At 46.1% G+C, this 11,496-nt stretch carries 11 protein-coding genes and 4 tRNA genes; 3 read left to right on the top strand and 12 right to left on the bottom strand.

Translation table 11 applies throughout. The annotated features are described in order from the left end of the window. Positions 1–53 precede the first annotated feature (53 nt). Together H6S82_RS06020 and H6S82_RS06015 are read right to left on the bottom strand one after the other, a co-directional pair. The gene (locus H6S82_RS06020; protein ID WP_242056837.1) at positions 54–854 is read right to left on the bottom strand and encodes a RodZ domain-containing protein; all 801 of its coding nucleotides are present in this window, start codon (positions 852–854) and stop codon (positions 54–56) included. 56 nt (positions 855–910) lie between these two features. Then, a complete protein-coding gene (locus tag H6S82_RS06015; protein WP_190467466.1) occupies positions 911–1,741 on the bottom strand; it encodes a pseudouridine synthase in 831 nt (276 codons plus the stop codon). A 117-nt stretch (positions 1,742–1,858) separates the two neighbouring features. Between H6S82_RS06015 and H6S82_RS06010 the strand changes: the two genes are divergently transcribed. Continuing rightward, positions 1,859–2,632: a DUF2993 domain-containing protein gene (locus H6S82_RS06010; protein ID WP_190467463.1), complete on the top strand. Its 774-nt coding sequence runs from the start codon at positions 1,859–1,861 to the stop codon at positions 2,630–2,632. Positions 2,633–2,772: 140 nt separating this feature from the next. On the opposite strand, the gene H6S82_RS06005 is transcribed toward H6S82_RS06010, so the two are convergent. From H6S82_RS06005 to H6S82_RS05960, 10 genes are all read right to left on the bottom strand, one after another. Continuing rightward, positions 2,773–3,645, bottom strand: coding sequence for a phosphatidate cytidylyltransferase (locus H6S82_RS06005; protein ID WP_190467460.1), 873 nt, complete (start codon positions 3,643–3,645; stop codon positions 2,773–2,775). A gap of 92 nt (positions 3,646–3,737) precedes the next feature. Then, the gene (gene cbiT, locus H6S82_RS06000; RefSeq protein ID WP_191056086.1) at positions 3,738–4,340 is read right to left on the bottom strand and encodes a precorrin-6Y C5,15-methyltransferase subunit CbiT; all 603 of its coding nucleotides are present in this window, start codon (positions 4,338–4,340) and stop codon (positions 3,738–3,740) included. A 52-nt stretch (positions 4,341–4,392) separates the two neighbouring features. Next, a complete protein-coding gene (locus H6S82_RS05995) occupies positions 4,393–5,022 on the bottom strand; it encodes a 2OG-Fe(II) oxygenase (RefSeq protein ID WP_190467454.1) in 630 nt (209 codons plus the stop codon). Positions 5,023–5,047: 25 nt separating this feature from the next. Beyond that, on the bottom strand, positions 5,048–5,341 hold the full coding sequence (locus H6S82_RS05990; RefSeq protein ID WP_190467451.1) for a hypothetical protein: 294 nt from the start codon (positions 5,339–5,341) through the stop codon (positions 5,048–5,050). Positions 5,342–5,645: 304 nt separating this feature from the next. Continuing rightward, positions 5,646–7,250 (bottom strand): TROVE domain-containing protein, encoded by a 1,605-nt coding sequence (locus H6S82_RS05985; protein WP_190467447.1) that lies wholly within the window; start codon positions 7,248–7,250, stop codon positions 5,646–5,648. 40 nt (positions 7,251–7,290) lie between these two features. Then, positions 7,291–7,428 (bottom strand) — tRNA-OTHER (locus H6S82_RS05980). Positions 7,429–7,442: 14 nt separating this feature from the next. After that, a tRNA-OTHER gene (locus H6S82_RS05975) sits at positions 7,443–7,569 on the bottom strand. A gap of 66 nt (positions 7,570–7,635) precedes the next feature. Then, positions 7,636–7,773 (bottom strand) — tRNA-OTHER (locus H6S82_RS05970). 69 nt (positions 7,774–7,842) lie between these two features. Then, positions 7,843–7,981 (bottom strand) — tRNA-OTHER (locus H6S82_RS05965). Positions 7,982–8,024: 43 nt separating this feature from the next. After that, positions 8,025–9,248, bottom strand: coding sequence for an RNA-guided endonuclease TnpB family protein (locus H6S82_RS05960; protein ID WP_191056085.1), 1,224 nt, complete (start codon positions 9,246–9,248; stop codon positions 8,025–8,027). A gap of 395 nt (positions 9,249–9,643) precedes the next feature. On the opposite strand from H6S82_RS05960, the gene H6S82_RS05955 reads away from it, so the two are divergent. Both H6S82_RS05955 and H6S82_RS05950 read left to right on the top strand, forming a co-directional pair. After that, complete coding sequence (locus H6S82_RS05955; protein ID WP_190475407.1) at positions 9,644–11,104, top strand: folate/biopterin family MFS transporter; 1,461 nt, start codon at positions 9,644–9,646, stop codon at positions 11,102–11,104. A 20-nt stretch (positions 11,105–11,124) separates the two neighbouring features. After that, the coding region (locus H6S82_RS05950) for a carotenoid oxygenase family protein (protein WP_191056084.1) at positions 11,125–11,496 on the top strand (372 nt) is incomplete at its 3' end.

Below are 11,496 nucleotides of genomic sequence, written 5' to 3'. Positions count from 1 at the left end.
AGGGAATTCCTCAAGACTCTAACCGAAATTTATGGCCGCGCTCCCGTCTTTGATTAACCTCCAGGACTGGCTTTGAAACTCTTTGTTTGGGGAGTGCTGGAACTTCCCAAGGGTTCAGTTTGCCGTTCGTTAAATGTGACCAGCACTCCGCCGGCGTTACCGGCGCGGATAATCAGTTCTTGCTTTGCTACCCAAGTGCGCTGAGTACCTTCCGGCAGAGTGCCTTCAAATTCTTTTTTGCCGTCGGAGACAACCCGAATCCACGACTGTTCTTTGAGAGTAACGCTGACGCGCACAGGTTTGTCCGCGCGAATTATATTTTTGGTGGAAGTCGAGCTGACAAGCGCCAAGTTTTCTGATTTGGGTTTCTCCGGCTTAGCTGGCGGTGCAGAGGCTGTTGGTTTATCCATTTTCTCTGCGCTCGCTTGTATAGCAGAATTTTTCACGATCTGAGATAGACCGCTCACCGCACAGATCACCAAAAATATGTAAAGCAAGTAAAGGTGAATTGGTTTTAATTGAGCTGCCGGCAACTTTTGCCAGGAGGCTCCAATCGGCTGAAAGCTTCCTCCGGTGGGGAAGACGCTGGCGAACTCCGCTCCGTCCAAGCCCACCGCATCTGCGTAGCGCTTGATGAAGCCCTGGATATATACTGGTTCGGGCAGTGGGTCTAGATTCCCTTCCTCGATCGCACTTAACAGACGCGCCTGAACTTTGGTCTTAGTTGCAACTTCGTCTAAAGACAGACTTTGTTCCTCTCGCAAATAGCGTAGGTAACTCCCCATCTCTGCTAGTTTCTCGGCTCGTTGTTTCTCAAGATAAGGAAGTAGACTCTCCTTTTTATTCCTCTTCATACGTTGCATTCCTTGACATCTGCTGGCAGTAGGGGTGAGTTTTAGCAAATTATCTGTTATCCTACAGGCTTCTTTGTTAAATCCTTCCTGGAGGGTTTAGGAAGTTTATCTGTTATCTGGCAGGTTTGTCTTCTGACATCAGATCCTGCACTTTGTAAAAAATCGATTTCATCATCTTTGAGCGGACGGTATTGACCAGACAATAGGGGCTCCTGGGGTGTTTGTAATTGAATGGGGCCAACAGCAACGCGATGAATGTGAATTACTGGGTATCCCAGTGTCTCTGCCACTCGTCGAATTTGTCGGTTTCTGCCCTCTTCGATAACTATTTCCAAGAGAGTTTTGTCGCCGTTTGCCCGGGTTTTGAGTATTTTGACTTGAGCGGGTAAGGTTTTTTTGCCTGCTAGCAGGACTCCCTGACGCCAATTTTCCAGCACCTTTTGGGGGGGCTGACCATGCACCCATACTTGATATTTCTTTGTTATTTTATGGCTGGGATGTAGCAAGCGGAACGTAAGGTCGCCATCGTTTGTCAATATTAATGCACCGGTGGTGTCGGCATCTAGGCGTCCTACGGGGTGGATTCCTGAGTTGAGCCGGAGTTCGGGGGGTAGCAGATCGAGAACGGTGGTGCGTCCTTGGGGATCGCTACAGGTGGAAACGACTCCAGCTGGTTTGTGCAGGAGCAGATAAATTAGGTTGGGCCGATTGGCCACTTTGAGCAGTCTGCCATCGACCTCGATGCGATCGCTCTCGGCATCGGCTTTTTGCCCCAGATCGGCTAGGGTGCCATTGACGCGCACTCGCCCTGCCAGAATCATTTGTTCTGCTTGACGACGCGAGGCAATGCCCCATTGGGATAGTATCTTTTGCAGCCTTTCTTGCATAGATGGACTGCTTGTACCCACTTGTGAGTGTTGATATGGAAGCTCTATCTTAGTAAACCTACAGGTAAACTATGTAGAAATATTACCCGAACAGAGCCTTAATCTTGATTTTTCTTTATGCCCTATGTTCCCTCGAACGAGTCTCAGCAAGTAGAAAGCCTAAGTGACCTATCGTCCAAACAAAGTCGCATTATTAGCAAGGTGCTTTCGCCGGCTGTGCGACTGTGGCTGCGATCGCAGGTCGAGCAGGTCGAAGACCTCCAGGTAGATATTCAGGCGGGAGATCGCCTTCTCCTCACCGGTCACATTCCCAAAGTATCTCTCTCTGCTCACCACGCCGTCTATCAGGGATTGCATCTCCGCAGCATTCAGCTGGTTGCAGAAAAGATCCGGATAAATCTGGGTCAAGTTTTAAAAGGCAAACCGCTGCGTCTGCTAGAACCTATCCCCGTTGCTGGCGAGCTGCTGTTGGAGGAAGCAGACCTGAATGCTTCTCTCCAAGGTACTTTGCTGCCTAATGCTTTGACTGAGTTTTTGGTAACGCTGTTAAAAGCGAGTGGTTTTCACAATCCCACTGAAGTTCTCCAAAATCGACAAATAACCTGGCAGGAGATTGCGATCGACTCTCGACAAATCAAGCTGAGTGGCACTTTGACAGACCATAACAGACAAGATCTTAACTCCAGTCTCGCGATCCGCACTGGTGTAGAGCTATCCAGCTGCCACGAGCTGCTGTTCGTCTCCCCCCAGATAGAAGGACTACCAGGTTTAAAATATCCACCTTTAGATAGTTTACAGCTGGACTTAGGCTCAGAAGTAAATATTCGAGAGCTTACCTTAAGCAGCGGTCTACTTATTTGTCGCGGTAGCATTTTAGTCAGAACTGAGTAAGGGGCTAGGGACTAGGGGCTAGGGGCTAGGGGAAGAGGGAGAGGGAAGAGGGAAAAGGGAAGAGGGAGAGGAAAAAGCGAAAATATTAATTCTTCCGCTCCCCCACTCCCCCACTCCCCCTAGTCCCTAACCCCTAACCCCTAACCCCTCTCTAGCAGTGGCAGCAGCAAAGTCACAAAGTAGTAGACCAAAGGTGCCGTAAACACGTAGCTATCAGCGCGGTCTAAAATGCCACCATGACCGGGAATTAGTTGTCCGGAGTCTTTGACACCCGCATCTCGCTTCATCATCGATTCGGTTAAATCTCCCAGGAGGCTGGCGATACCGATGAGCAATCCCAAAGCGATGCCAGTCAGGGGCCAACCCGGCCAATCGAGATACCAAGCGCCTGCTACTGCTACAGCTACGCTGGCGCTAACGCCAAAAGCGGCTCCTTCTACTGTCTTTTTGGGGCTGATGTCGGAAAGGCGAGTTTTGCCGAAGAATTTGCCGATGATGTATGCGCCAATATCAGCAGCCCAGATGCAGAGGAAGGCTAGGAGTATGATTTTCAGACCTTGAGGCAGGGGTTGTAGATTTGTCCAATTTTCAGGCCAGAAGCCACCTAAAGGTAAGTTGCTAGTTTGGGTGCTGTTGAGGGCTCGCAATCTTACCCAGTAGCTGGGCAGATAACCGCCATAAAATAGCCCCAAAATTGAAGAGGAAATATCTGCGATCGAAGCTAATTTGGGCTGAAAGAGAAGATAAAAACAAATAAATGTGCCGGCTACCGAAAAAACGGCGTCGGCTAGGTCGTAGGAAATAGTAGACACTACCAGCAATACTTGACTGACAACCAGAGTAGTTTTGCCAGCTGGCTCAATTCCCTTGGCTCGCGCCAGCTGAAAATATTCTAGCTGACCCAGATACACAATAATAGCAAAACATATGGTAAAATACCATCCCCCTAAAAGAATCATTCCCAGCGCGAGAATAATTGCAACAATTCCGCTAAGTATACGAGACCAAGGCATGAGAAGATTTTGGATTTTAGATTTTAGATTTTAGATTTTAGATTTTAGATTTTAGATTAAATGCAAAGTCTAAAATCTCACATTTATTTGTTTCAGTTTAGCTTTTCGCCGCTGAGGATAAACACGGGACTGACAGCTGCAAAGGTTTGATGGGTGCCCCGCGTCTCCAGGCGGTTGACAGCAGACTGTACGACTTCGACGTTCCTAACCTGCAACTGGGCAAAGCTTTCTGAAATGGCGTAAAGACTCTCAAGATTGCTGGCGGTGGCCACTATTCTGCCAGACGGTAATAAATAATGCCAGACTTCCTTAAGGATTTCTTTGATGGGGCGTCCCCCTTCGATACAGACTCGATCGGGTGGAGGAGATAAATCTTTAAGGCAGTCTGGGGCACAGCCTTCGATAATTTCCACATTCGGGACTTGAAAGCGATCGCAGTTACGACGGATCAAACTGGCAACTTCCTCATCGCGTTCCACGGCGACAATTTTGCCTTTGGGACAGAGTAAGCCAGCTTCAACGGGAATAGTACCGGTGCCTGCTCCAATATCCCACAAAACTGTATTTGGCAACAATCGCAGGTAGGAGATCAATAGCAAGCGGACTTCTCGCTTGCTGAGGGGAATACCGGGCAAGCGATCGAACATTTCGTCAGGAATGTCGGGGGTAATGTAGGGCCAAAGTTCGTCAGCCATAGAAATCCTTTTCTGCGATCGTACTGGGCAAAATGCCCGACACAACCCCACTTTAGCAATCTCTGGTCAAATCCCCCTCTTTCCGGTAGACAATCTCAACTTTGCTATACATTACGTCCGATCGCAGGACGTATTTTCGGCCATTTATCACAGGTGCGCCTTCGTGTCGGAGATGATGGACGAAGCACAGCGCCATCCCTGTTTTGGGAACTACAGTTATATCAAAGTAAGGATAGCGAAGATCGAAGCGCGTTTCGCCGCCCAAAAAGCCTTCGTTCAGGTAAATCATAAATGTTAATTGGCTTTCTTCGCCGTTGGGTCGTCGATAGGAACCATCGTAGTGGGGAGCAAACTGTTGACCGGGATCGTATCTATAGAAGCGCAACCGTTCGTTGATGCCGATCGCATCTCTTCCCTCTATGTTAGCAGGAACGTGAGGAGCGATGCGATTCCACAAAAAAGTCGATCGTTCTGGGTCATCTAATATGACGCGATCATTATTTCTGATATCCGGACGCATCTCGAATCCCCGACTGGTAGTGATGGGTGCAGCTGTGTAACCGATACTTTCGCTCAATGCGATATACTCAGCACATTCTTGGGGAGATAGAATTTCTGAAACTGTAAAAATATCGGGTGTAATTTCAACTTTTTGGCGGCTAAGGGATTGATTGGTTTCCATTATATCCTTGCTGCTATGTTAAGGATTATTGTATTGGGGAGAATGTGCGATCGCGTAATATCCTGTCCGGTAGCATCGGTAGTGTAAGAATGATGTTGAGGATTGTCTGCGCTGAATCTTTGATTAAATTTTCACCACAGATGAAAACGGATAAACACAGATGAACACAGATGTAAGCCCAAATTTTTCCGCTACCGATACAACCGGACATGATATAACTTGCCGGAGGTCGATCGCATCCGATTTTAACATATATTAAAACGGCGGGAGCGGGATTTGAACCCGCAAGTCCCCGCTTTGGAAGCGGGGACACTACCAATGATAACCCTCCATTTTTCGGCCTTTTCAGGCAAGGATTCAAACAAGGGAACTTCCCGCCATAAATCCGTTATATTTTGCAGATTTCTAATAGTTTAATGTGGCGGAGCAGGAATTGAACCTGCAAGGACTTTCGCCCGAAGGAATTTGACTCCTTTGCGTCTACCGATAACCCTCAATTCTGCGGCCTGTAAAGGCAAGGAACGAAAAAAGGGATTGTTGATTTCGCCACCCGCCACAAGATTAAAGAAATTTAGCTGCGGTCAGAAAAGCAGAGTTGGTGCTTTTCTAGAACCGCAAACTAATTATAACTCATCTGTTGCTAGCATTTGGATGACGCGAGGTGCGCCCGGATCGAAACCACCCATATCCCAAGAAAGGGGATCTTTCGGATCTACCAAAGTAATTCGGTAAGGCGCAAGCGTGACATACACTGCTTTAATATTTGGATTTACCTTTTGGCGATATTCAGCTAATGCTTGAGAGGGATGTTTGTAACCAGCCCAACTTTCGCTGTCAGTCCAGAAACAGATAACATCTGCTTTGAACTTGTTTTTAATCATCCATTCGTAAGCAACAGAAGCATCTGTTCCGCCAAAGTTTTGCTTGCTAGCTTTAGCCACCGCCGAACTAAAACTATCTTTGCCAGTAATCCCCAAATCTCGGAACTCGGTAGAAAAACCGCGAATCATGTAGTTTTTCTCAGACTTGGCTGTTACTAATGCCATTGTTGTGGCAATTTCGCAATAGGTAAGTCCTACGGAATCGACGACACCGCATGACATAGAACCAGAAATATCGACGGCGTGCATGAACACTTTGCCTGTAGATTCTACGACATCAAAAGATAGTTCAACTGCTTTTTCTAAAATGTCCGCAATTCGAGGAACTGGGTTCCAAGTTTTTTGGCTGCGTCCCAATCTTCCACCAGATTGATAAGTTTTGAGGGCTTTCAAAACATCGATCGGATGGATGCGACCTTTACGCAGGTGTTCTTTGTTATTGAGAACTGATTCAACTCTGTCCAAATTAGCTTTTTCGTCAGTTCGCAAAACACCCAATTCGGTCAGCGAACCCAGATTACGCAACATTGCTCCGATCGGCATTTCATTAAATAGCAATTGCCATGCTTGTTTATCCATTTTGCCGACAGGTGCGGCCATTTCGTGACTTAAATGACCTTTAGCAATGGCTTCGTGTGTTTTATCTGGATTTCGCTTTAACCACTCGTACCACCAAATTTGAGCTAACGCATCGTCAGGTATTTCTGTTGGTAACTCTTGCCAACCTTTGACTACCCATTCAAATAGCTTTCGGTGGTTTTCTGTGGGTGGATTAACGTGGAACAACCGCAAAGCATCGCGATGGGAGAAGCCTTGCCGTTGCTGATATTTCAAAAGTTGGTAAGCCAATCCTTTGACATCTTCGCGGGATAGCCAACTTTTCCCGACTTCGCGAATAACTTTGCCAAATCCGCGCAGAGATTTGGTATAATTCAGCCACTCGTAGAAATGACTGCCTGTGCGAACAACTTGGGGAAAGATTTCTTGAAATGCTTTTTTGGCTTCCGGTGCTTCTCCCATTGATAGCAATACTAAGGCAAAAATGGGGGAACTGTTGTTGATAGAACGTCCATCGCTGGCGTAGAGAATTTCTTCTGCTACGCGGGTGGGATTTTCTGCGATCGCTTCCTTTACCACCTCTACAAAATCTTCTGTTAACTCTTGCTTTCCGGCATAATATGTGCTTTGCGCCGTACCGATTAACAGACAGCGACGCAGCATTTTCCAAATGCCAACATCGAACATAAACCCGCCGCTACGTCCCTGGATCATTTCTGCTTCGCGTCCGGGAATAGGTTGAGTTTGTGGCGTTCCAGTCTTTTTTTGAGTGAAAAATTTATAATTCATTTTTTCATCTCCCGGCCTTTTCAGGCAAAATGAAAGAAAGGTGGCAGGGCAGGATTTGAACCTGCGACACATGGAACCACGATAACCTTCAATTACTTCGGCCTTTTCAGGCAAGTTGGTGAATTAAAGACTACTGGTAAAACCAGTCCACTGCTCTACCAAACTGAGCTACCCGCCATGATGAAATTTTAGGTGGCAGGACAGGATTTGAACCTGCGTCTCCCGCGTGAAAGGCGATAACCCTCAACTCGTCGGCCTTTTCAGGCAAGGGGTGAATCAAGGATGTTTTTGGTATTCTAGGCCGCTAAACTACCTGCCACATGAGATTCTAGATTTTGTATTTTACAGCCAATCTAAAATCTAAAATCCAAAATCTAAAATTGTTTGGTGTGGCGGAGTGGGACTCGAACCCACAAACCTCGCGGTACAAGATTCCGATAACCCTCAATACTTCGGCCTATAAAGACGAGTTTTGCATCAAGGATATTTTTCTAGCGCGTCTACCAATTTCGCCATCCGCCACATGAAATTATAGATTTTGTATTTCACAATCAATCTAAAATCTAAAATCTGAAATCTGAAATTGTTTGCTGTGGCGAGGCAGGACTCGAACCCGCGACCTCCCGCTTATGAGTCGGTAATCCTCAATTCTTCGGCCCTTGGGGGTTTTCCCGTTTCGACAAGTTGTGAAATAAGGATGTTTTAGCGCTCTACCTCTGAGCTACTCGCCACATGAAAAGTGAAAAGGAAGAATTTATTCGTGAACTACCTACACTAACTCGAAGCGAGTATAGTGTAGGCTTCTGACATCGCAGGGGAATGCCTTAGAACGGACTTGCGCCCCATCTTTGGTCTTACTTCCCCTCCATCAGCAGAAACGGCTGTTCCATCCGTCTGTAGCATTCTGATCCCTTCTGCTCTAATGTTTGTTGCTGCGTTACCATCTCTGTCGTGACGAGCGCCGCAATTAGGACAAACCCACTCCCTAATATCAAGCGACAACTTATCAATTTGGTAATAACAATTAGAGCAAAGCTTGGAGCTAGGGAACCAACGGTCAATCTCAACCAACTTACCACCTTTTTTCTCTAGCTTGTAAGCTAGGAAATTGACAAAGATTCCCCATCCAACATCAGATATTGCTTTAGCTAAATTGTGGTTGCGTACCATGCCTTTGACATGAAGATTCTCTACTACGACAACTTGGTTTTCATTGACGAGCTTTCGTGAAAGCTTATGTAAAAAATCCTGACGTGATTTAGTTACCCGTTCGTACACTTTAGCTACAGTCTTTTTAGCTTTGTTTCTTGAATTGCTGCCTTTTTGTTTTTTGGCTAGTTTCTGTTGCTTGCGTTTGAGATTTTTTTCATGCTTGGTTAAGTGCTTGGGATTGTCATATTTAGAAACTTTTTTACCATCACTGGCGATCGCAAAATGAGTCAACCCTAAGTCAATTCCAATCACCCTGCCATCAGTCGAAACTGTTGGATTCTCACCCTCAACAGAAGTCAGTATTGATGCAAAGTATTTACCTGATGGGTCTAAACTGACTGTTACGGTCTTGATTGTTCCTTCTATTTTCCTGTGTAACTTCGCTTTAACTTTGCCAACCTTGCCAGGAAACTGAACAAAACCATCAAGCACTTTAACGTTTTGAGGATACTGAATTGACTGCTTACCATGTCTTGATTTGTAACGAGGGTATCTAGCACGACCTGCAAAAAAGTTCTTGTAGGCAGTCGTTAGATTGAGCGTCGTTGCTTGTAGAACTTGGCTGTAGCATTCAGATAACCAGGAAGTCTCTTCTGATGCCTTGAGTTTTGGCAGGAATGTATTAAGGGCTGACTGGCCAAGGCTTTTCCCAGTCTCTTTGTAAGTCTCAATCGACTTATTTAGAGCATAGTTCCACCACCAGCGACTACAACCAAAGTGTTGAGCTAGTAGTGTTCGTTGCTCTAGTGTTGGGTAAAGTCTAACCTTGACCGCTTTGTGCAGCATTTCAATACCTCCTTACTGCATTATACACAAAGCAGTAAAGACATTAGGAAAAATTGGAAATTTCCGTTCCTCCAATTTCCCGCCTTTCATCCCGCCGCTAAATCGAAGCGATTATAGCGGGGGACTTCCCGGCGAATCAGTTAAATGAGTAGGTGCGATCATTTTTAGCCAGCTATTTTGCGACTGTTGCTACCCCCCACAGCTAGACTGTGCCAAGCAATGCAGCTTAAATTCTCATTCTCAGATTATGGAGTTTCAATTGGAGACAGGCTAAAAGACATCCTTTTTGAGGATGGTTACCGATCGAACTGGGGATAACTCCCCAGATAGGCGTCAGCTGCAAAAGGGTATATGTTATATAAGTAATAATTCTTAACTTTTTTTTATCTTTATCAATGCAGGTTTCCCACTCTGGCTTGTCCGAGATCAAAGAAGCCTTGACAAAAAAAGTTTTCTTTGGTATTGAACCCAGCCCGGAATTAATCGCTATCGTGCTGGTTTACTTTGTTCAGGGCATCGTAGGGCTGGCACGCCTAGCCATCAGCTTCTTCCTCAAAGATGAACTGGGGCTAAGTCCAGCAGAAGTTTCTGTCTTGGTAGGGATAGCTGCCTTACCGTGGGCAGTCAAACCTCTATTTGGCTTCATGTCCGACGGATTGCCGATCTTGGGATATCGGCGGCGACCTTACCTGATTTTATCCGGGTTACTGGGAACGGCTGCCTGGTTGAGTCTGGCGACAGTGGTACACAGTACTTGGGTGGCAACAGTTGCGATCGTCTTTACTTCTGTCGCTGTTGCCGTTAGCGATGTAATTATAGACTCGTTAGTGGTAGAACGGGCAAGAAAAGAGTCGCTGGCTAATATCGGTTCGCTACAATCACTCGCCTGGAGTGCTTCCGCTTTTGGAAGCTTGATCGCAGCCTACTTTAGCGGTTTTCTGTTAGAGAATTTCAGTACCTATATAGTATTTGGAATTACGGCCATCTTCCCGCTCATAGTGTCAATTAGTGCTTGGTTAATTAGCGAGTCACCGACAAATCAGCTTCCTAATGCTAACTCTATTAGGCAACAAGTACAGCAACTAGGCAAAGCTATTACCCAGAAAACTATCTGGATGCCAACACTATTCATTTTGTTAATGCAATCTGGACCATCAGCTGAGTCTGCCTTTTTCTTCTTCATTACCAACGAGTTGGGATTTGAACCGGAATTCCTGGGAAGGGTACGCCTGGTAACGAGTTTCGCATCTTTAATTGGGGTATGGCTGTTTCAACGCTTCTTAAAAAATATTCCCTTTCGGACAATCTTCGGTTGGACAATAGTTCTCAGCACAATCTTGACTATGACTATGCTTTTGCTGGTGACCCACGCCAACCGCGCCTTGGGAATTGACGATCGCTGGTTCAGTATAGGAGACAATCTCATTCTCAGCGTCTTATCCCAGATTGCCTATATGCCCATTTTGGTTCTAGCCGCAAGGATTTGTCCCCCCGGAGTGGAAGCTACGCTATTTGCGCTTTTAATGTCAGTAAGTAATTTGGGGGGAATATTATCTCATCAATTTGGCGCGGTGCTAATGTACTGGTTGGGGATTACCCAAACCAATTTTGACAACCTCTGGTTATTAGTGACAATCTCTAACTTCAGTACGCTAATACCTTTACCCTTCTTACGTTGGTTACCGGAGACTGAACCGGAAACAGAAGTTCGTGGGACGGCTTTACAACCAGACTCACCAGCAGTCGCAGCTTTGGAACTTGATTCAACTGCTGCAAATAACTTGATGTCCGAATTGTCAATAGTTAAGGGTGAGCAGTCACTGGCAAAGGAAGAACAATTGACAACTAACAACTGACAACTGAAAAATTACGCCCTATGCAGAGTTTTCAACTTTACGAACACGCCGCTACAGTTCCAGTAGAATCCTACAATCGTCAAGATTGGCAAAGAGGATACGAATCTCTCAAACAAGAGTTTGATTATTGGATTGATGATGTAGAAGGAGAAATTCCTCAAGAACTACAAGGTACTTTATTTCGCAATGGCCCTGGTTTGTTCGATCGCAACGGTCAGCGCGTCCACCATCCCTTTGATGGCGATGGGATGATTTGCTCGATCGCATTTCAAAACGGTCGCGCCTACTTCCGCAACCGTTATGTCCGCACACAAGGCTTTGTGGAAGAAGAGAAAGCCGGAAAATTTCTTTATCGCGGTGTTTTTGGCACACAAAAACCGGGTGGCTGGTTA

Source organism: Planktothrix sp. FACHB-1355 (genome assembly GCF_014748295.1).
Classification (GTDB): domain Bacteria; phylum Cyanobacteriota; class Cyanobacteriia; order Cyanobacteriales; family Aerosakkonemataceae; genus Aerosakkonema; species Aerosakkonema funiforme_A.
The sequence above is the reverse complement of the archived record's forward strand: the minus strand, read 5'-3'. Positions and strand labels throughout refer to the sequence as shown.